The 18,695-nt window shown below is 66.0% G+C and carries 22 protein-coding genes; 14 read left to right on the plus strand and 8 right to left on the minus strand.

The genetic code is table 11. The features are described 5' to 3' along the window. Positions 1-2 precede the first annotated feature (2 nt). The gene (locus tag ACFWVD_RS22800) at positions 3-1,403 is read right to left on the minus strand and encodes a glycine--tRNA ligase (protein ID WP_379245897.1); all 1,401 of its coding nucleotides are present in this window, start codon (positions 1,401-1,403) and stop codon (positions 3-5) included. 178 nt (positions 1,404-1,581) lie between these two features. Here ACFWVD_RS22800 and ACFWVD_RS22805 point away from each other — a divergent pair, with 178 nt between their 5' ends. The 9 genes from ACFWVD_RS22805 to ACFWVD_RS22845 all read left to right on the plus strand — a co-directional run bounded on the left by ACFWVD_RS22805 (position 1,582) and on the right by ACFWVD_RS22845 (position 8,222). After that, positions 1,582-1,932 carry an ArsR/SmtB family transcription factor gene (locus ACFWVD_RS22805; protein WP_379245899.1) on the plus strand — a complete coding sequence of 117 codons (351 nt, stop codon included), beginning with the start codon at positions 1,582-1,584 and terminating at the stop codon, positions 1,930-1,932. After that, entirely contained in the window at positions 1,916-2,386 is a 471-nt protein-coding gene (locus ACFWVD_RS22810) for a Fur family transcriptional regulator (protein ID WP_379245901.1), read from the plus strand. Before ACFWVD_RS22805 ends, ACFWVD_RS22810 begins: the two co-directional genes overlap by 17 nt. A 94-nt stretch (positions 2,387-2,480) precedes the next feature. After that, positions 2,481-2,774, plus strand: a complete 294-nt coding sequence (locus tag ACFWVD_RS22815; protein ID WP_379245903.1) for a hypothetical protein — start codon at positions 2,481-2,483, stop codon at positions 2,772-2,774. Further along, complete coding sequence (locus ACFWVD_RS22820) at positions 2,774-4,621, plus strand: hypothetical protein (RefSeq protein ID WP_379245905.1); 1,848 nt, start codon at positions 2,774-2,776, stop codon at positions 4,619-4,621. The genes ACFWVD_RS22815 and ACFWVD_RS22820 overlap by 1 nt, the downstream gene beginning before the upstream one ends. Beyond that, positions 4,618-5,109 carry a hypothetical protein gene (locus tag ACFWVD_RS22825; RefSeq protein ID WP_379245907.1) on the plus strand — a complete coding sequence of 164 codons (492 nt, stop codon included), beginning with the start codon at positions 4,618-4,620 and terminating at the stop codon, positions 5,107-5,109. Before ACFWVD_RS22820 ends, ACFWVD_RS22825 begins: the two co-directional genes overlap by 4 nt. 93 nt (positions 5,110-5,202) lie before the next feature. Then, positions 5,203-5,778 carry a DUF3558 domain-containing protein gene (locus tag ACFWVD_RS22830; RefSeq protein WP_379245909.1) on the plus strand — a complete coding sequence of 192 codons (576 nt, stop codon included), beginning with the start codon at positions 5,203-5,205 and terminating at the stop codon, positions 5,776-5,778. Positions 5,779-5,789: 11 nt separating this feature from the next. After that, complete coding sequence (locus tag ACFWVD_RS22835) at positions 5,790-6,170, plus strand: hypothetical protein (protein WP_379245911.1); 381 nt, start codon at positions 5,790-5,792, stop codon at positions 6,168-6,170. Next, positions 6,167-7,465: a hypothetical protein gene (locus ACFWVD_RS22840; protein ID WP_379245913.1), complete on the plus strand. Its 1,299-nt coding sequence runs from the start codon at positions 6,167-6,169 to the stop codon at positions 7,463-7,465. The genes ACFWVD_RS22835 and ACFWVD_RS22840 overlap by 4 nt, the downstream gene beginning before the upstream one ends. Next, positions 7,452-8,222, plus strand: coding sequence for an ESX secretion-associated protein EspG (locus tag ACFWVD_RS22845; protein WP_379245915.1), 771 nt, complete (start codon positions 7,452-7,454; stop codon positions 8,220-8,222). The genes ACFWVD_RS22840 and ACFWVD_RS22845 overlap by 14 nt, the downstream gene beginning before the upstream one ends. Positions 8,223-8,298: 76 nt before the next feature. Here ACFWVD_RS22845 and ACFWVD_RS22850 read toward each other — a convergent pair whose 3' ends face one another. From ACFWVD_RS22850 to ACFWVD_RS22860, 3 genes are all read right to left on the minus strand, one after another. Then, positions 8,299-8,499, minus strand: coding sequence for a hypothetical protein (locus tag ACFWVD_RS22850; protein WP_379245917.1), 201 nt, complete (start codon positions 8,497-8,499; stop codon positions 8,299-8,301). A gap of 450 nt (positions 8,500-8,949) precedes the next feature. After that, positions 8,950-9,318 (minus strand): DUF6188 family protein, encoded by a 369-nt coding sequence (locus tag ACFWVD_RS22855; RefSeq protein WP_379245919.1) that lies wholly within the window; start codon positions 9,316-9,318, stop codon positions 8,950-8,952. A gap of 14 nt (positions 9,319-9,332) precedes the next feature. After that, positions 9,333-10,319, minus strand: coding sequence for a LacI family DNA-binding transcriptional regulator (locus ACFWVD_RS22860; RefSeq protein WP_379245921.1), 987 nt, complete (start codon positions 10,317-10,319; stop codon positions 9,333-9,335). A 168-nt stretch (positions 10,320-10,487) separates the two neighbouring features. On the opposite strand from ACFWVD_RS22860, the gene ACFWVD_RS22865 reads away from it, so the two are divergent. The 3 genes from ACFWVD_RS22865 to ACFWVD_RS22875 are packed head-to-tail and all read left to right on the plus strand — an operon-like array spanning position 10,488 to position 13,878. Beyond that, positions 10,488-11,927: an FAD-binding oxidoreductase gene (locus ACFWVD_RS22865; protein WP_379245923.1), complete on the plus strand. Its 1,440-nt coding sequence runs from the start codon at positions 10,488-10,490 to the stop codon at positions 11,925-11,927. Next, positions 11,924-13,084: an ABC transporter substrate-binding protein gene (locus tag ACFWVD_RS22870; protein WP_379245925.1), complete on the plus strand. Its 1,161-nt coding sequence runs from the start codon at positions 11,924-11,926 to the stop codon at positions 13,082-13,084. Before ACFWVD_RS22865 ends, ACFWVD_RS22870 begins: the two co-directional genes overlap by 4 nt. A 41-nt stretch (positions 13,085-13,125) precedes the next feature. Next, positions 13,126-13,878: an ABC transporter permease gene (locus ACFWVD_RS22875; RefSeq protein ID WP_379245926.1), complete on the plus strand. Its 753-nt coding sequence runs from the start codon at positions 13,126-13,128 to the stop codon at positions 13,876-13,878. 52 nt (positions 13,879-13,930) lie between these two features. Here the strand turns inward: ACFWVD_RS22875 and ACFWVD_RS22880 are convergent, their stop codons facing one another. After that, positions 13,931-14,905, minus strand: a complete 975-nt coding sequence (locus tag ACFWVD_RS22880) for a hypothetical protein (protein ID WP_379245928.1) — start codon at positions 14,903-14,905, stop codon at positions 13,931-13,933. Between the two features lie 103 nt (positions 14,906-15,008). Here ACFWVD_RS22880 and ACFWVD_RS22885 point away from each other — a divergent pair, with 103 nt between their 5' ends. After that, a complete protein-coding gene (locus ACFWVD_RS22885) occupies positions 15,009-15,629 on the plus strand; it encodes a TetR/AcrR family transcriptional regulator (RefSeq protein ID WP_379245930.1) in 621 nt (206 codons plus the stop codon). Positions 15,630-15,732: 103 nt separating this feature from the next. Beyond that, positions 15,733-16,458, plus strand: coding sequence for an LGFP repeat-containing protein (locus ACFWVD_RS22890; RefSeq protein ID WP_379245931.1), 726 nt, complete (start codon positions 15,733-15,735; stop codon positions 16,456-16,458). 2 nt (positions 16,459-16,460) lie between these two features. Here the strand turns inward: ACFWVD_RS22890 and ACFWVD_RS22895 are convergent, their stop codons facing one another. The 3 genes from ACFWVD_RS22895 to recO all read right to left on the minus strand — a co-directional run bounded on the left by ACFWVD_RS22895 (position 16,461) and on the right by recO (position 18,576). Beyond that, complete coding sequence (locus tag ACFWVD_RS22895; RefSeq protein ID WP_379246086.1) at positions 16,461-16,814, minus strand: YbjN domain-containing protein; 354 nt, start codon at positions 16,812-16,814, stop codon at positions 16,461-16,463. A 65-nt stretch (positions 16,815-16,879) separates the two neighbouring features. Beyond that, the gene (locus ACFWVD_RS22900) at positions 16,880-17,692 is read right to left on the minus strand and encodes an isoprenyl transferase (RefSeq protein WP_379245933.1); all 813 of its coding nucleotides are present in this window, start codon (positions 17,690-17,692) and stop codon (positions 16,880-16,882) included. A gap of 128 nt (positions 17,693-17,820) precedes the next feature. After that, positions 17,821-18,576 (minus strand): DNA repair protein RecO, encoded by a 756-nt coding sequence (recO, locus tag ACFWVD_RS22905; RefSeq protein WP_379245935.1) that lies wholly within the window; start codon positions 18,574-18,576, stop codon positions 17,821-17,823. Positions 18,577-18,695 lie beyond the last annotated feature (119 nt).

Raw genomic sequence — 18,695 nt, forward strand, 5'->3', positions numbered from 1 at the left:
AATCAGGCGCCGATGAGGCGCGCTGCCAGGTACGACTCGACCTTGTCCAGGGCGATGCGTTCCTGGGCCATCGAGTCGCGCTCGCGGATGGTGACCGCGTGGTCGTCGAGGGTGTCGAAGTCGACCGTGATGCAGAACGGCGTACCGATCTCGTCCTGACGACGGTAGCGACGGCCGATCGCGCCCGCGTCGTCGAACTCCACGTTCCAGTTGCGGCGCAGCTGGGCGGCGAGGTCCTTGGCCTTGGGGGTCAGGTCGGCGTTGCGCGACAGCGGCAGCACCGCGGCCTTGACCGGTGCCAGGCGCGGGTCAAGACGCAGGCTGATGCGCTCCTCGGTGGTGCCCTTGGCGGTGGGCACCTGGTCCACGGTGTACGCGTCGACCAGGAACGCCATCAGCGAACGGGTCAGACCGGCGGCCGGCTCGATGACGTACGGCGTGTACCGCTCGCCCGAGGCCTGGTCGCGGTAGCTCAGGTCGACGTTGGAGTGCTCCGAGTGCGTCTTGAGGTCGTAGTCGGTGCGGTTGGCGATGCCCTCGAGCTCGCCCCATTCGCTGCCCTGGAAGCGGAAGCGGTACTCGATGTCGGTGGTGCCCGCCGAGTAGTGCGACAGCTTTTCCTTCGGGTGCTCGAACAGGCGCAGGTTCTCCGGGTCGATGCCCAGGTCGGTGTACCAGGACAGCCGCGCGTCGATCCAGTACTTGTGCCACTCCACGTCTTCGCCGGGCTTGACGAAGAACTCCATCTCCATCTGCTCGAACTCGCGCGTGCGGAAGATGAAGTTGCCGGGGGTGATCTCGTTGCGGAAGCTCTTGCCGATCTGGGCGATGCCGAACGGCGGCTTCTTGCGCGCGGTCTCCTGCACGTTCTTGAAGTTGACGAAGATGCCCTGCGCGGTTTCCGGGCGCAGGTAGTGCATGCCCTCTTCGTCGTCGACCGGGCCCAGGTAGGTCTTGAGCAGGCCCGAGAAGTTGCGCGGTTCGGTCCACTTGCCGGGCTGGCCGGTGTCGGGATCGTTGATGTCGGCCAGGCCGTTGGCCGGCGGGTGGCCGTGCTTGGCTTCGTAGGCCTCGATGAGATGGTCTGCGCGGTAACGCTTGTGCGTGTGCAGCGACTCGACCAGCGGGTCGGAGAAGGTGGCCACGTGGCCCGATGCTTCCCAGACCTGGCGCGGCAGGATCACCGAGGAGTCCAGGCCTACGACATCGTCGCGGCTGGTGACCATGGTGCGCCACCACTGCCGCTTGATGTTGTCCTTGAGTTCGACGCCGAGTGGACCGTAGTCCCACGCCGATTTGGTGCCTCCGTAGATCTCACCGCACGGGTAGACCAGACCCCGGCGCTTGGCGAGGTTGGCAACGGTGTCCACCTTCGACTTGGGTGCCACGCGAGATTTCTCCATCCACTGCGAGTCGGAAATGTTCGGCGGTCCGCACGCGGTCCACCGAACGTCAGTGGGTCCAGCGTATCGGGACGCGTCCAGTGGGTTTGCAGCAGCCGAGATGTCCGCGCGGCGCGTCATTTGACATGCGCAATTATGCATATCAAAATGGAATCTGTTTCCATTAAGGAGTTGGTTCATGACGACCGAGGCCGCGCCCGCGCATCCGCACACCCCGTACCACTCCCCCGCCCCCGCCGTCGTGCCCGCGCGCACGGTGCTCGAGGAGGCGGGCGAGCTGCTGCGCGCACTGGCCGCGCCGGTGCGCATCGCCATCGTGCTGCAGTTGCGTGAGTCGCCGCGCTGCGTGCACGAGCTGGTCGACGCGCTGGGCGTCACGCAGCCGCTGGTCAGCCAGCATTTGCGCATTCTCAAATCGGCGGGCGTCGTGCACGGCGAACGGTCGGGTCGCGAGGTGCTCTACGAGCTGGTCGACGATCATCTGGCGCACATCGTGGTCGATGCCATCGCCCATGCCGAGGAAGGGTAAACCGTTGGCAGACAACAACTCCGCCAAGCAAGTCGGAATCCGCAGCACCCGTCAGCGCAGCGCGATCTCGGCGTTGCTCAGCGACATCGACGAGTTCCGTTCGGCGCAGGAACTGCACGACGAACTGCGCAAACGCGGCGAGAACATCGGCCTGACCACGGTCTATCGCACCCTGCAGTCGCTGGCCGACGCGAGCATGGTCGACGTGCTGCGCACCGACACCGGCGAATCGGTCTACCGCCAGTGCTCGAGCGGCCACCATCACCACCTGGTCTGCCGGCATTGCGGACGCACGGTCGAGGTCGAGGGCCCCACCGTCGAGGCGTGGGCCGAGACGATCGCATCCGACCACGGATTCACCGAGGTCAGCCACACCCTCGAGATCTTCGGCACCTGCACCGACTGCGCGCACTCCCGCGCCGCCGCCTCGTCCGACGAGCCCGCATCGGTGTGACTCACCTCACATGATGGAACCTTCGCTGCGCGAGCCCCGTCCAACCATGACGTAGGGGCCGTCGGCCCGTCTCGGCATCGGAGGAGGGGACATCGTGAGCGCGACTCTGGGCGTGGAGCCCGACCAGTTGAAGACCATGGCCACGACCTGGCGTCGGGAGGCGGGCGAAGTCAGCGGACTGAGCTGGTCGACCACGAGCGAGGCCGCAGGCGAGAGCAGTGATGTGCTGGCCGCGGTGCGTGGGCTGGCCGATCCGGCACGACAGGCGATGGACTCCATCGCGGCGCGGTACGGCACGCTGGCCGACCTGGTCGACAAGTTCTCCGCCGATATCCAGGCTCGCGACGCCGAGACCGCCGCCGAAATCGGGAAGCTGGGTACCCGCTGATGCGCCCCACGATCCCGCAACTGGACACCTGGAATCTCGACGGGCTGCACCGCGCCGCCGAAGCCGCCCGCGCCAATGCCGATGCTGTGTCGAGTTCGGTCGACGACTGCTCGCGCGCAGTCTCCGCGGCCGGTAGTTGGCACGGGCAGACCAAGGACGCGGCCGCACGACGCATCGACGAGGAAGTCGACCACGGGTACGAAGTGCGCACGGTGTTGTTGCGCATCGCCGACGATGCCGCCGACGCCTGCGCGGGCTTGAAACACGCGAAAACCTATGTGCTGGACCAGAGGAACCTGGCCGTCATCCAGGGCTTCACGGTCGCCGACGACGGCAGGGTCACCCACTCCGACCCCGAAAAGGAAGGCGCCGCAGGGGTTTTCCAGCTCAACCTGTTCAGCGGGTTGGACGAAATCGAACGCCTCGACAGCCTGTTCGGCGCTCGTCTGCGCGAGTCCGTCGGCGACCTCGGCGCGATGCGCGACGGTCAACCCGACATCACCCTCGCCGACGGTTCGATCCGCGACCCGGACGCGGTGGCGATCCAGTTGGCGGCGATGTCGCCGGACGAGCGGGCTGTCTTCCTGGCCGGTTTGAGTGCGGAAGCGCAACGTCAGGTGGTGATCGCGGCGCCGGAGAAGGTGGGGAATTTGAACGGGGTGCCGTTCGTGATGCGGATCGACGCCAATGAGATCAATATTCGCAATGCGCTGACGCAGGAGAAGGCCAAGCCGAATCGGGATGAGTCACGGGTCAAGCAGTTGGAGGCGATGTTGTCGCCTATTCCGAATCCTGAGGGTGCGGGCGTTCGCGACGAACCGCCCGCGTCGACCGGCCCCGAGGCGACACCGCGACTGGATATGGTCGACCGTAAATTCGTCATGTTCAGCACCGAGGGCAATGGTCGAATGATCGAGATGGTCGGCGATATGAAGTCGGGTGCACCGGGTGTCGGCGTCTATGTGCCCGGCACCAGCACCAATCTCAACGGTTCGGGGTCCAACCATGTGGCGGCCTGGAATCTCGCCGACCAGACGAACGGCCCGATTTTTCTCTATATGGAGGGCGACTTCCCGCAGAGTCTGACCGGTCTCTCCGATGGTGCGCCGAGCCCTGGTTTCGCGGCAGATATGGCGCCTCGACTTGTCGACTTCGGTCGCGAGATCGATCGGGAGGTCGCGGCGTCGGCACCGGGAACACCGGTTTCCTATGTGGGCCATTCCTATGGCGGTTCGATCGTGGGGTCGGCCGAGCAGTTGGGCCTGCGGGCCGACCGTGTGCTGCACGCCTCGTCGGCGGGAACCGGTGTGTTCGACGGTGGGTGGAACAATCCGAACGCGAATGTTCAGCGCTATTCCATGACCGCGCCAGGCGATCTGATCGGTGTGGTGCAGTCCTATCCGGAGGGCGGGCTGACCATTCCCGGTGGGATTCACCTCCCCGGAAATCCGCACGCGTCGGAAGTTCTCGGTGGCGATCCCGATGAGGTACCGGGAGTGACCCGGCTCGATACCGGGTTCTACGGCAAGAACATCGACGGCCACATCGTTGGCGAGGTGGTCTTCGGCTCCGACGGACACGGCAAATACTGGGACGACCCCACGTCGACCGCGTTCCAGAACATCGTCGGCGTCATCGCCGGAACAGATGCGACCGCATACGTGGAACGCGGGATCGAAACCGAGTGGGTGGATGTCGGTTTGGGCGACAACGGCAACGGCGGCAGGGAAGCGTTCGACGCCGGCTGGGCCACCACCGAGAAGGAACTGTTCGGGGTCGAAAACCCCTACGCGAACCCGCGCATCACCGACAATCCGCAACTGGGCACACGGATCGACGTCAAATGAGAACAATTCTGCTTATCGGCGCGATCCTGATCCTGCCGAGTTGCTCGGCGTTCATCACCGAGGGCCCGTCGAACGACCGCCTCGCGACCGCCTCGGACCTACGAGTTCCCGAGGCCACCCAGATCGTCGCCGACAACTTCGAGCTGATCTCGCCGAAAACACGCTCTGTCGATGTCAGCTCGGTGCAGTTGGGCAACGGATGCCGCACCGACCCGGAAACGCTGAAGAGCTACGGTCCACCGTGGACGCCGAATTACCAAGAGGTTCAACGGAACCCGTCGCAGGAGTACATCGACCAGGCGTTGGCGAACCTCGAAGCGATGACAGCACGCGGTTTTACCCGGCAGGCAGGGATGCCCGGTGCCGACCCGGCGAGCAGGGTGTATCGCGATTCGCGAGGGTTCGCCGTGTACAGCAGCCAGAACACGACCGTGCGCGGCGAGATCGAGTTCACGCTGTACTCGTCCGCACCCTGCACGGCGGAGTAGTGCATGAGCTTTCGCGATGCACATCAGCGTGACTACGATCTCGGGAGCGTGGACGTCATGAGCGAGCACCGGTTCTGTGGGAGGGACGAAGGTATGGCAGTTCGAGGTAGTGCGGCGCGGATGGTCGGGGTTGTCGTGGCGGTGGGGTTGGCTGTCGCGGGGTGCGGGGGTGGGGAGAAGGGGACGGCTGCTGCGCCGACGAGTGTGGTGAGTGTGGCGGCGAGTCCTACTTCGGTGGATCCCGAGGCGAAGGTGTGGGATCCGTGTTCTGTGCCGGATTCGGCTGTCAGTGGGGTTGGGCTGAACGTGGGCAGTCGGAAGAACGAGGTCGCGGGGGTCGATTTCACCGGCTGGAAGACGTGCACGTGGCAGGACTCGGCCAAGCAGTACTCGTTCTCGATGCTGTCGTCGGAGCACACACTCGCCGAGTCCAGGGCGCGGACGGATTTCACCGACTTCACCGAGACGACCGTGGGGTCGCACACCGCCCTCCAGCTACGGCCGACCGGAGCCACCTACGACTTGAGTTGCGCTGTGGTCGTTGAAGTCCCGAACGGGTCGGTCATGTTCAGCCTGCTGAACCGCGTCAGTGCATCCTCGCCACCCGCCCCATGCCCAGAAGTACGCAGCCTTACCGACAGCTTCGCCCAATACCTCCCTGCGAACTGAGAGGCGAGCAAATGTTGTTGAGCATCGATCCTGGCGAGTGGAATCGCCTCTTGGTCCAGGCAGAAGCCGGTCAACTCTCGCTCGATCCCGAAACCGGCAAGGATCTGGACAGGGTGTGCGATGACCACCTAGATCGTCTTGAAGAGGTCTTCGCCCAAGTTCTCCAGGTCCGCAATATCTCCGGCTTCGGCTCGTTCAACTCGAGTCTGACGCTGGAGCGGAAGTTCTCCCTGACCGCATCGGGAGGCGATCGCCCGTTGGACGAAGTCCTCAAAAAGCACATCGAGGCCGTCAAAACCGCGAAAGAGGTTGTCGCCAAGGCGATTGCGAACTTCGTCGCCCAGGACGAAGCGGCCGCCGCCAGGATCGCCGCGATGGGAGAACCCGGGTGACGTACGAGGATTACAAAGCGAAGGTGATCGCCGCGCAGGAGCAGTGGAACGCCGAACGGTCCAAGATCTACGCCCATCAGGACGCCGGCAAATACTCCACGATCTTCGGCAGCGACACCCAACCACCGCACATCACCACGCCCGACAATTTCGACACCATGACACTGGAACAGATGCAGGCAGCGGTGGCAGCGATGAAACCGCAACTGGTCGACGACGCGGTGACCGCGTGGGGAAATATCGGTGGCGCGCTGATGGGCACGTTCGTCGGGTTCAACCAGCAGTTCGCGCGCACCATCACCGGCCAGAACGGCCACGGCGGCTGGACAGGTGCGGCGGCCGACGCCGCGGTGCAGGCGGTGAGCAACTACGCGGAGAAATCCATCCCGCTCTCCCAGGCCGCAACGGCGATCAGTTGGAAACTGATGGAGATGCGCACCGGAATCGAACAGACCCAGGCCCTGATGCCCGGCCTCACCGAACGCGCCAACATCACCAACAAGTCCCTGCCTGACGACGGCGTCATGAAAGTCGACGACCACAACCGCACCGAGGCCACCGAGGAAGCGCGGCGAATCCTGCGCACCGTCTACGGCCAGGTCGCCAGCCAAACCGACACCGGCGTCCCTTTCCTCCCGACCGCCCCGACCATCACCGGCGACAAGGGTGGTCCCGGCACCAACGGCGACACGAATACCGGTGGCAGCCAAGGCGGTTCGACCGGCGGCAACACCGGCCAGCCGACGGGCACACCGGGCGACGGCACCGCAACCGGCCAGCCCGCCACCGAACCCTCCTCCGCCACACCGACTTCCACCGACCCCGGCGCCACCACACCCCAAAGCACAACACCGCAATCCACCACACCCACGGCCACCACACCAACGAGCCCTGGCGCAACAACGCCCGGCGCGGGAACTCCAGGCGCAGGTAGCCCGGGTGTCGGCAGCCCCGGTGTCGGCAGGCCCGGCGGCGGCAGCCCAGGCGGCGGCACGCCACGCGGCGCCGGCGCCGCAACCCCCGGCAAAGCCGTCCCCGGCACCCAGTCCCCCGCGGCAGCAGCCGCCGCAGCCGCCGGAAACCGCGCAGGCAGCGCCGGATCAGGCCGCGGCGCACCAGGAATGGGCGGCATGGGCGCCCCCGGCGCAGGCCGCGGCAACTCCGACGAGGACCGTTCCAAGGGCATCCCCGACTACCTGATCACCCAGGAAAACAGCGACCTGTTGCTCGGCATCCACGACCTCAGGACCGTGCCCCCCGTAATCGGCGGAGACGACGACAGTGCATCGAGCTGAATTCACCGGCATCGAGTTCGAGATCCTGTGGTCCGGTTACGGCCGCGATCGCCTCCCCTATCCCCTCCAATACCGCACCGACATAGCCGATTTCGAGGATCTGAAGCAGCACCGCGAACAGGCCGTGGAAAGTCTGCTCCGCAAGTACGACCCCGCGGTCGAACGCGCCCTGATGGTCCTGCTCGACCCCGAAGCCAGAGTCGAATCCAAAGGCCATGTAGGCCAAGAGAACTCGTCCATCATCCGTTTCCACGGCGCGATCCGCGGCGAACAAGGCGCCACCCTGACCCAGGCACCGGGCGCGGACGAAGGCACCGGCGCCGACGTCACCCTCACCTACTGCACCCCCGACCAGGTGGCCGCCCTCGCCGTCGCCGCCCTCCCCCGCACCAAACCGGGCACCAAACCCCCGATCGAAGTCCGTCGAGACCAACTCGCCGAAGAAGAAGACCACTTCGAATACCGAGCAGGCCGCCTGAGCTCCGCCGACCAACTCAACCGCATCTTCCACCGCCCCCGCCAAGCCTTCGGCGAAATCTCCGCCCACTCCGGCCCCGCCATAGACGCCCGCCCCACCCCCGCCCGCACCTTCTGGTGGATGGACTACCCCGACGGCCGCTACTACGTAAAAACCGGCGACCCCATCATCGCCGAACCCCTCCCCGCCGACCGCATGGTCGCCGGCATCCGCCGAATGCTCACCCGAGCCCAGCGCTACCACCAAGAATTCGGCGCCGACGACCAACCCACCAGATGACCATCCCACCTAGTTCAAGATCACCACGCTCTCACCGTGGCCGCACGCGCGAAACACCACGCTGAGAGCGTGATGATCAACCGTCCAAGTCCGGTTCAGGGCGACAACGCCCGCATCGGAGGTTGGCAGTGCAGCGATTGCCGGCGGCCGAATCGCCCGCGCCATAGGCGATCTCGCCCTCGCCCGTGCCGAAAACAGCCCCCGCCGCTTCTACAGCCTGTCCGCCCAGATCCAGCGCGACCGCAAAAATTACTACGCCGTCCTCGAAAGCGCTCAACGAGGCAATCTCGACGTCACCGCCTGGCTGCTCTGGTTCCTCGACGCCTTACACCAGTCGATCAACGCCGCCGACAACACAATCGACGCTGCCCTCACGAAATCCACCTTCTGGCGCACCTGGCATTCGACCGCGATGAACCCCCGCCAGATCGATATGCTCAACCGAGTCCTGGACGGTTTCGACGGAAAACTGACTACCCGAAAATGGGCAATCATCACGAAAACGTCCCAACCCTCCGCCCTCCGCGACATCAACGAACTCATCACCCTCGGAGTCCTACGCCGCTCCGACTCGAGCGGCCGAAGCACCTCGTACGAACTGGCGACCTAGCCCGCCACGTCTAGATCAAGATCACCACGCCCTCACGGCGGACCCTACTCGCGAAATGCTTGCGTGAGAGCGTGGTGATCAACCGTCCAACACTGTTGTGCCTCTAGTGCGGAACCTTCATCCCCATTCAGCCAACCCTCCGCCGGGCATGCAGACCACGCGGAATCCGTTCTTGCCGACAATCCACCACGACTCATAGTCCGGATCGGGAAGAAAGGATATCCCTGCCTCTGAATCCAGGTCGAGCGACAGCGAACCATCTGGGCCGATTACTGCATTCTCTATTGTTCGACCATCCATCAGCCTCGTCAGGACGTCACCGATCGCAGCGGGGTCGTCGCCACGCCATTCGCCGCCTTTGCCATCGCGAGCCGTAACGGTCGATTCGGCCATCAGCTGGTAATCGTCGGCGCCTAGGTTGGCAATCAGGATCGGTTCCAGAGCCTCGATGCTGCACGCCAATCCGATGATCGGAATATTCCTCATATTGCCGGCAATGTTCAGTCGCGGACGATCAGGTCTGCGGTGAAGATTTGGGAGGGTGGGCGGATTCCGGTGCGGAGTTGGGCGATCAGCATGCGGGTTGCGGTGGCGGCTTGGAGTTCTCGTTTGGTGTCGACGGCGGTCATGGGTGGGTTGCTCAGGCGGGCGATCATGCCTTCGGCGGTGACCAGGGCTACGTCGGTGCGGTCGGCGGCGATGAGGGCGGCCGCGGCGCCGTGGGCCAGCAGGTCTAGTGGGGAGTAGATGGCGTCGGTGTCGGGGTGGTTGCGCAGCAGGTCCAGGGTTGCCGCGTAACCGGCCGCGGACTTCGCGTCCGCGGCGGGTGCGACGGCGACGCGGGGGGTGATTCCGCGTTCGGCGCACCACGCCACGAAGGCCAGGCGGGTGCCCTCGGCGGATTGGCGACCGCTGGATTCGACCAGCAGGGCGGGGTTGACGCGGTCGCGGGCGGCGAAGTGGCGCATCGCGCAGGAGACGGCGCTTGCCCGGTCCAGGGTGACGGTGGTGACGTCGTCGCGGGTCGCGTCGCCGCTGATCACGATCACCGGCAGTCCGCGCGCGACCAAGGCGGCGATGGCGGGGTCGTCGTGGTCGGGGTCTACCAGCAGCGCACCGTCGACGGCCAGCGATTGTGCCCAGTTCTGTTGGTCCGAGGGTGGCACCAGCGTGAGCGCGTAGCCCTGGGCGAGGCATTCGTTGGCGGCGGCGACGGCGGTGCGCATGTACCAGTCCATGGTGCTGTCGTGACCGGGCGTGCCGTCCACGATCAGCGAGGAGACGATGCCGATCGTGTTGCCGGACCCGGTGCGTAGCGCCCGTGCGCGCGGATTCGGGTTGTAGCCGAGTTCGGTGGCGATCTGCCTGACACGTTCGCGGGTGCGAATGTCCAAGCGCCCCTTGTCGTTCAGTGCGTGCGACACCGTGGCGACCGAAACGCCCGCGGCACCGGCCACGTCGCGAATTGTGGGGCGGGATCTGGCCACCGAGTGCTCCTCACCGTCGCGAACGCCGTGCCTCGAACTGTACCCGGCGGTGCCAAATCGATTTCGCAACCACATCGTAAACGGGGTTCACGCGGCAGAAATCTGGGCGGCGCAGGCTTGCCCAGGCGGGTGCCAAAACGTTTTAGCACCGTGAGGGAGGCCGAATAGATGACTACGACCATCGATTCCTCAGCCTTGGAAAGCCTGGTAGCCGACATCGGCGAGATCCGGCATTCCGTGGACGAGCGAGTACTACGAGCCAAGAGCCGTGACCGTTTCGCACAGAGCCCGCTGTTGCGCGAGGTGATGCGCGGGCACCTGGCCGACATCTACATCGCCCCGACATCCAAGGACGAGCTACGCACGGTGGTGGCTTCCTGTGCGCGACACCGGATTCCGATCACCGTGCGCGGCGGCGGCACCGGGCAGTTCGGGCAGGGCGTGCCGCTGTCGGGTGGCGCGGTCATCGATGTGACGGGCATCGCCGGGGTCATCGGACAGGGGTCAGGCACGGTGCGCGCGCTCGCGGGCACCCTGATCGCCGATATCGACGCCGCGATCCGCCCCACGGGGTGGGAGTTGCGTATGCATCCCTCCACCGCCACGCATGCCACCGTCGGCGGCTATCTCGCGGGCGGGCATGCCGGCGTCGGCAGTTGTCAGTGGGGCATCCTGCGCGACCGGGGCAATATCACCGCGATCGAGGTGATGACCGTCGAGGAGGAACCGCAGCTCATCGAATTGACCGGTGCCGCAGTCAATATCGTGCACCACGCCTACGGTGCGAACGGCATCATCACCGAGGTCGAACTGCCCACCGCGCCCGCTTGGCACTGGCAGGAACTGGTGATCTCATTCCCCGAATTCGCTCAGGCCGTGCGCTTTTCGGTCGATGTGTGCGAGAGCGAGGGCGTTCTCAAGAAGCTGGTGTCGGTGCAACAGGATCCGCTACCCACCTACTACCCGGACTTGGCACCTTTTGTGCCCGAGGGTCATTCGATGGTGCTGCTGATGGCCGCGGAGCAGAGTTTGCCCGTAGTCGAGGATCTCATCACCGAATCCTGTGGTGCTGTGCGGCATCGAGGCAGGGAAGGCGCGGGTCCGTACGGCGTTCCCCTCTACGAGTTCACCTGGGGACACGCCATGATGCACTTCCAGCGCGTGGACCGCAGCCTCATCAATCTGCTCGCGATGTACCCGAAAGAAGGCTTGGCCCAGTCTATTACGCAGGTTGCTCAGGACTTCGGTGCCGAGCTCGGGCCGACCCATGTCGAGATGAAGCGGTTCGACGGCGGTCTGGCCGCGCAGGGTTCGCCGATCTGGTCGTTCCAGGGCCAGGAGCACATGGCCGCGATCACCACCCGGCTGCAGGAGGCCGGCTTGTCGGTGGTCAACATGCATACCCCGACATTGGGGGCCAGCGGAATGAAGCCGTGGTCGCGCGCCGAGGCCGAACTCAAACGCCGAGCCGACCCGTATGGGCTACTCGCACAGGGCAAGTCAGATGATCAGCGCGACGACGAGGTCACTCGGTCGACGGCGCTGCCGAACAAGGGCTGGACCTACCGGCTCACCGATTCCACCACGAGCACGGAGCGCAGCGCATGAAGGCACAACTGGTCATCGCGGCGGTAATCCTCGCCGCCACAAGCGTTCTCAGCGCCTGTTCGGGATCGACCGAAAGCACCGCCGCCTACGACGGACCGATCGGCTCGGTGAATCTGCGCGAGGTGTGCCCCGCGAAGATCGTGGTGCAAAGCGGCTGGAATCCTGAAGCCGAATTCGGCTACCTCTACAACCTGATCAGCAAGCAGCCCATGGTGGACGCCGCGAACAAGTCCACCATCGGTCCGCTGTTCGCCAAGGGCGAATACACCGGGGTCGACCTCGAAATCCGTTCGGGCGGACCGGCAATCGGATTCCAGCCGGTCTCCTCGCGGATGTACGCCGACCGCGACATCATGCTGGGCTTCATCGACCTCGAGGAGTCCGTGGCCACCGCGGACACCGCGCCGACGGTGAGCGTGTTCGCGCCGCTGGAGAAGAACCCGCAGATGATCATGTGGGATCCGGCGACCTACCCGCAGGTCAAGACCATCGCCGATCTCAAAGCCGCCAAGGCGAAGGTGATGTATTTCCAGGGCGAGGCCTACATGAGTTACCTGGTCGGCGCGGGCATCCTCGACAAGGATCAGGTGGACGCCAGTTACGACGGCACCCCGTCGTTCTTCGTCGCCGAGGGCGGCAAGGCCGCGCAGCAAGGTTTCGCCAGCACCGAACCGTACGTGTACGAGAACCAGGTCCCGCAGTGGAAGAAGCCGGTGGCCTACCAACTCGTCGCCGACGCGGGCTTCCCCACCTACAAGTCGACGCTGGCCGTGCGTGGCGGCGACCTCGCCGGCTACTCGGCATGCCTGAAGAAGCTGGTGCCGGTGATCCAGCAGAGCATGGTCGACTTCCTGGCGGCGCCGGACGCGGCGAACAAGGTGATCGTGGACTCCGTCGCCGGTTTCGCGACCGGGTGGACCTACGACAAGAACAACGCCGACTTCGCGGTGAAATCCATGGTGTCCGAGGGCATCGTCGGCAACGGCCCCAACCCCACCGTCGGCGATTTCGATACCGCGCGGGTTCAGACGATCATGGACATCGCGACGCCGATCTACAAGGCCGAAGGCGTCACCATCCCCGCCGGACTGACCCCCGGCAAGGTCGCGACCAACGAATTCATCGACCCGGCAATCGGATTGGCGAAAACCCCGTGACTCGGGGCTCACTGCGGCCACCGGCGCGCATCGTCGCGCCGGTGACCGTGCTGGTCGCCCTCATCGGCTGCTGGTACTTCGTCAGCTACGTCGTGCTCGACCCCGCCCGCCGGTTCCTGATGCCACCGCTGCATCAGGTGGTCAGCAAGGGACTGTTCGGCGGACAGTCCGAACAGATGTGGGAAGCGTTGGGCCGCACCGCGGTCGTGGCGCTCACCGGGCTGGCGATCGCGGCCGCGGTCGGCATTGCCTGGGCGATCGTGATGTCACAGACCCACTGGGCCGAACTCGCGCTGTTCCCGTATGCGGTGGTGCTGCAATGTATTCCGATTCTGGCGTTGGTGCCGCTGATCGGGTTCTGGTTCGGCTTCGGGTTCGGTGCGCGGGTGCTGGTCTGTGTGCTCATCGCACTGTTTCCGATCGTGTCCAACACCCTGTTCGGGTTGCAATCGGTGGACTCGGCGCACCGCGATCTGTTCACTTTGCAGCGTGCCGGGGCGTTCACCCGTTTGCGCAAACTGGAGTTCCCGGCCGCAACCCCTGCCATTTTCGCCGGTCTGCGCATTTCGGCGGGTCTGTCGGTGGTCGGGGCGATCGTCGGGGACTTCTTCTTCAAGCAGGGTGAGCCGGGGATCGGCGTGGTGATCGATATCTACCGGGCGCGGTTGCAGTCACCGCAGCTGTTCGGCGCGATTCTCGCGGCTTCCGGTTTGGGTGTCACGGTGTTCGCGGTGTTCGGGTGGTTGTCGAAACTCGTTGTCGGGCAGTGGTATCAACCGAAGAGAGGAACATAACGAAGATGCTCCGCACGAATGTTGTTCGTGCGGAGCATCTTTGCAGGGAGAGTCAGGCGGGTAGGGCTACCGGCTCCGGGGTGGTGGCCGGTTGGACTGTGCTGCGGGAGCGTAGTGCTGCGAGGCCGAGCAAACCGAGACCTGTTGCGGCCCAGACGAGTAGCACCGCGAGGGGGCCTGCCGCGCCTGCGCCGTCGAAGTAGGCGACCGAGCGGAGGAGGGAGGCTGCGGCGCCGGGTGGGAGGAGTTGGCCCAGGGTGCCCCAGGGTTGCGGGAGCAGTTCAGGGGCTGAGGTGGCGGCGGAGAAGGGGTTGCCGATCAGGAGCATGGTCAGGGCTCCCAGGCCGATTCCGGGGCGGCCGATGGCGGCGGCCAGGCCGACGATGGTGGCGGCGACAGTGAAGGAAGCCAGGCCGGCGATGGCGGCCAGGGCCAGGTAGGAGCCGGGCAGGATCGACAGCCAGGTGTGGAAGATCAGGGTGCTGAGCAGGCCGCCCGCGATGCCGAAGGTGGCCAGGCCTGCCAGGCGGGAGCCGAGGGCGGGGATCAGCAGGGTGAGCAGGACACCCGCGGCGATGCCGGACATGACCAGCGGCAGGACCATCGAGCCGAAGCCGGCGCCGCGGGGGTCGTCGGGGTCGGTGGCGATCACGTCGGTGACCTGGGCGGCGGGCAGGCCGCTGAGTTGTTGGGCCACCGCGGTGAGTTGCTGTGCGACCGCGGGTGAGGCGGCGGAGGCGACCAGGACCTGGGGTGCGCCGTTGCCGGTGATGATCGCGCCGTAGATCTCGTTGTCGGCCAGCGCTTTTCGTGCGGCGTCCGCGTCGACGACGGTGGTGATCTCGAAGGCTTCAGGGCTGCGCTGGTGCAGCTGTTGGGCGAGTTGGGTGGAGGCGGGGCCCGCGACGGCGATCGGGAGGTCGCGGGGGGCGAGGTTGACGGTGGGCCAGGCGAAGGCGATCAGCATCAGTGCTTGGATCGCGGCTGCTGCCAGGCCGAGAGCGATGGCTCGGCGGGTGATCGTCATGGCGGTTCTCCCCTTAAAGCGAATGTTCGTTCTTTTTGGTGGTTCTACCGTGACACCCCCTCGCGGGCTTGTCAAGAACGAATATTCGTTTTACGTTGGAGCCATGCCCCGAGTCAGCGAAGAACACCTGGAACGTCGCAGGCAGCAGATCCTCGACGCCGCGCAACTGTGCTTCGCCAGGAAGGGGTTCCACGAGACGTCCATGCAGGACGTGTTCACCGAATCCGGGATGTCGGCAGGCGCGGTCTATCGGTACTTCACCAGCAAGAACGAGATCATCGGCTCGCTGGTGGTACACACGATGAAGCCGCTGCGCGCCCGGCTGGCCGAGATCATCCGCGCCGACGACCCGCCGCTGCCCGCCGAGGTCATCCGACTGCTGACCACCGAGGTCGTCAAGCGCAGTGGACCCGACGGCCCCCTGCGGCTGGCACCGCAGGTGTGGGCGCTGGCCACGGTGCAGCCCGAGGCCGGTCTGCCGGTGAGCGAGGGCATCGCGGCCATGCGCGAACTCTGGGTGGAATACGCGATACGGATGCGCGAGCTGGGCTGGATTGCGGCCGACGCCGACGTCGACGCGCTGGCCAAGACGATCATCGGGATGCTGCCCGGCTTCATCCTGCAACACCTACTGCTGGGCGACGTGTCGCCCGACGACTTCGCGCGCGGGTTCGAGGTGCTGTTGCCGATCACGCCTGACGCTCGTGCGGGACGTGAAGGTTAGAAAGCTCACTGTTTTCGGTGCCGGGTACCGGGTAGGTTCGGACGCGGTCCCGGTGTGATCGTCGCCGGAACCCTCGAACATCGATCCGACCAGGGAGTTTCCTGTGGCATTGCACAGAAGAACCGTCCTCGCCGCCCTCGCGGCCGCCACCGTCGTCACCGCGGCCATGGCAGGCACCGCGCAGGCTCGGATGATCGGCGGATTCGAGGTGGGCGGGGCGATCGAGATCGAATACGACCAGGCGGGCGGCCCGGCACTGGGCGAGCCCACCTCCCCCGAATCCGATGCGGCCGCGGGTGGCAAGTACCAGACCTTCGGCAACAACGCGGCCATCTACTGGCATCCCGACACCAACGCCAACACCGTCGCCGGGCAGATCCGTGACAAGTTCGCGCAGGTCGGCAACGAATCGGGCCAGCTCGGCTACCCGGTCACGCGCGAGCTGCCCGCGGCAGGCGGGCGTTTCAACCACTTCCAGAAGGGTTCGATCTACTGGTCGGTCGGCACCGGCGCACACCAGATCAGCGGCCCGATCCGCGACAAGTGGGCGGCGCTGGGCTGGGAGTCGAGCCCGCTGGGCTTCCCGCTCACCGACGTGGCCGCCACGGGCAAGGGCGACGGACAGTTCACGATGTTCCCCACCGGCGCCATCTACTGGAGCTCCAAGACCGGCGCGCACGCGACATGGGGCAGCATCCAGGCCGACTGGACCCGCGCGGGCGGGGTGACGGGCCGATACGGCTACCCGACCAGCGACGAATACGACTACCAGGGCGGCAAAGCCCAGGACTTCCAGGGCGGCAAGATCACCTGGAAGCCCAGCAACTAGCGCTACGGCGCGAGCAAACCCTGGCGGGCCTTGCTCGCGCCCGACAGCGCCAGCAGCAGCATCGTGGTCAGCGCCGTGTCGTCGAGGCCTTCGGCGGGGAACGTGTAGCGCAGGATGACGTCGCCGAGCTTGCCGCGCGCGATCAGGGTGACCGAGCCGAACTGAATCTCGTTGTTACGCTCGGCAACTCGCTTGTACAGCTGCGGCTTCAACGGCCGATCCCACGCCAGCACGCTGGTCAGCGACAAGACCGTGAGGCCCGGCGCCAGGGTGACCGCGCGAATCGAGCACAGGGCACCGTCGTATTCGAAGCCCAGCGATCCGTCGGCGTCGACGCGGACGTCGATCTCCTGCATCTGCAGGCAGGCACCGGTGCGCGCCTGCAGGTCGATCTCGGGGGTGACCACATGTGCTCCGTCGCTCATTTGGCGCCACCGAAGCGACGATCGCGCTTGGCGTATTCCAGGCACGCGTCCCACAGGTTACGCCGATCGAAATCGGGGAAAAGCGTGTCCTGGTAGACGAATTCGGCGTAGGCGGCCTGCCAGATCAGGAAGTTCGAGCTGCGGAATTCGCCGGACGGGCGAAGGAACAGATCGACGTCGGGCATGTCGGGTTCGTCGAGGTACTTCGCGACGGTGGCCTCGTCGACCTTCTCCGGGTCGATCTCCCCCGCTGCCACCCGACGCGCGATTTCTCTTGCCGCGTCGGCGATTTCGGCGCGACCACCGTAGTTCACGCACATGGTCAGCGTCATCACGTCATTGTCCTTGGTGAGCTCTTCGGCCACCTCGAGTTCCTTGATCACGCTGCGCCACAGGCGCGGTCGACGACCGGCCCAGCGCACGCGCACACCCATCTCGTGCATCTCGTCGCGGCGGCGGCGGATCACGTCGCGGTTGAAGCCCATCAGGAAGCGGACCTCGTCGGGGCTGCGGCGCCAGTTCTCGGTGGAGAAGGCGTAGGCCGACAGCCACTTGACGCCCATCTCGATGCAGCCCTCGACCGAATCCATGAGCACGGCCTCGCCGCGTTCGTGACCGGCGGTGCGCGGCAGGCCACGCTCCTGGGCCCAGCGGCCGTTGCCGTCCATCACCAGCGCGACGTGGGTGGGCACGAGCTCGGGCGGGATCGCGGGCGGACGCGCGCCGGAGGGGTGCTGGGACGGCGGGCGCACGGTGCGGCCGGCCTTGCTCGCGGGGGCGGGGTCACGACGCAGGATCACGGCGTCCATCCTGCCTGATCGTCGGGTGTGGGCCGGAGGGCGGTCCACGACCGGCGTAATCACGCAATTCGCGGCCGAGCAATCAGTATTTTGACTGAGCGCGTGCGAAGTGCGTGATTACGCCGGGATCTGTGCGATCAGCCGGCGACGACAGGCTGGGCGACGGACCGCTCGACCATCGACAACGTGCGCAGCTGACGTTCCAGGTGCCACTGCAGGTGGGCGGCGACCAGACCGCTGGCCTGGCGGCGGACGTTGTCGGGGACGGTCTCGATGTAGGCCCACTCCCCCTTCAGCAGGGCAACGAGCAGATCGAGCACCCCGGTGACCGGCGTGCTCGCGCCCGGCGGGCGACAGTGCACGCAGACCGCGCCGCCCGCTGCCACGTGGAAGGCGCGGTGCGGGCCGGGGGTGGCACAGCGGGCGCATTCGTCCAGCGCGGGGGCCCAGCCGGCGAAACCCATGGCGCGCAACAGGTAGGCGTCCAGGATCAGTTCGTGCGGGCGCTGTTTGGCGGCGATGGCGCGCAGGGCGCCCGCGGTGAGCACGTGCAGTTTCGGAGCGGGTGCGCGTTCCTCGCCGGCGAGGCGTTCGGCGGTTTCCAGGATCGCGCACGCGGTGGTGTAGCGGCCGTAGTCGTCGATGATGTCGGCGGCGAACGCTTCCACGGTGATGACCTGGGTGACGATGTCCAGGGTGCGGCCGGGGTGCAGTTGCACGTCGATGTAGGAGAACGGTTCGAGCCGCGCCCCGAACTTCGACTTGGTGCGCCGCACCCCCTTCGCCACCGCCCGAACAAGGCCATGTTGCCTGGTCAGGAGCGTGACGATGCGATCGGCCTCGCCCAGCTTGTGCTGGCGAACCACCACCGCCTCATCCCGATACAAACGCACGGGCCCAGTCTTCCATGCGGGCCCGACACCGCCGTCACGGACACGTGACGCGGTGCCTGCCGGAAATACCCACCCTAGGGGATGTGGACGGGTGACCAGGTTCGCGTTACGGTCGAGCT

This window comes from Nocardia sp. NPDC058666, from assembly GCF_042714895.1.
Classification (GTDB): Bacteria; Actinomycetota; Actinomycetes; order Mycobacteriales; family Mycobacteriaceae; genus Nocardia.

Coding starts and splice junctions, on each gene's coding strand:
- ACFWVD_RS22885 (WP_379245930.1), top strand. CDS start 15,009: ATGCCCCGAGTCAGCGAAGAACACCTGGAACGTCGCAGGCAGCAGATC.
- ACFWVD_RS22900 (WP_379245933.1), bottom strand. CDS start 17,692: ATGGACGCCGTGATCCTGCGTCGTGACCCCGCCCCCGCGAGCAAGGCC.
- ACFWVD_RS22865 (WP_379245923.1), top strand. CDS start 10,488: ATGACTACGACCATCGATTCCTCAGCCTTGGAAAGCCTGGTAGCCGAC.
- ACFWVD_RS22825 (WP_379245907.1), top strand. CDS start 4,618: ATGAGAACAATTCTGCTTATCGGCGCGATCCTGATCCTGCCGAGTTGC.
- ACFWVD_RS22855 (WP_379245919.1), bottom strand. CDS start 9,318: ATGAGGAATATTCCGATCATCGGATTGGCGTGCAGCATCGAGGCTCTG.
- ACFWVD_RS22810 (WP_379245901.1), top strand. CDS start 1,916: ATGCCGAGGAAGGGTAAACCGTTGGCAGACAACAACTCCGCCAAGCAA.
- ACFWVD_RS22835 (WP_379245911.1), top strand. CDS start 5,790: ATGTTGTTGAGCATCGATCCTGGCGAGTGGAATCGCCTCTTGGTCCAG.
- ACFWVD_RS22805 (WP_379245899.1), top strand. CDS start 1,582: ATGACGACCGAGGCCGCGCCCGCGCATCCGCACACCCCGTACCACTCC.
- ACFWVD_RS22880 (WP_379245928.1), bottom strand. CDS start 14,905: ATGACGATCACCCGCCGAGCCATCGCTCTCGGCCTGGCAGCAGCCGCG.
- ACFWVD_RS22800 (WP_379245897.1), bottom strand. CDS start 1,403: ATGGAGAAATCTCGCGTGGCACCCAAGTCGAAGGTGGACACCGTTGCC.
- ACFWVD_RS22830 (WP_379245909.1), top strand. CDS start 5,203: ATGGCAGTTCGAGGTAGTGCGGCGCGGATGGTCGGGGTTGTCGTGGCG.
- ACFWVD_RS22870 (WP_379245925.1), top strand. CDS start 11,924: ATGAAGGCACAACTGGTCATCGCGGCGGTAATCCTCGCCGCCACAAGC.
- ACFWVD_RS22820 (WP_379245905.1), top strand. CDS start 2,774: ATGCGCCCCACGATCCCGCAACTGGACACCTGGAATCTCGACGGGCTG.
- ACFWVD_RS22895 (WP_379246086.1), bottom strand. CDS start 16,814: ATGCAGGAGATCGACGTCCGCGTCGACGCCGACGGATCGCTGGGCTTC.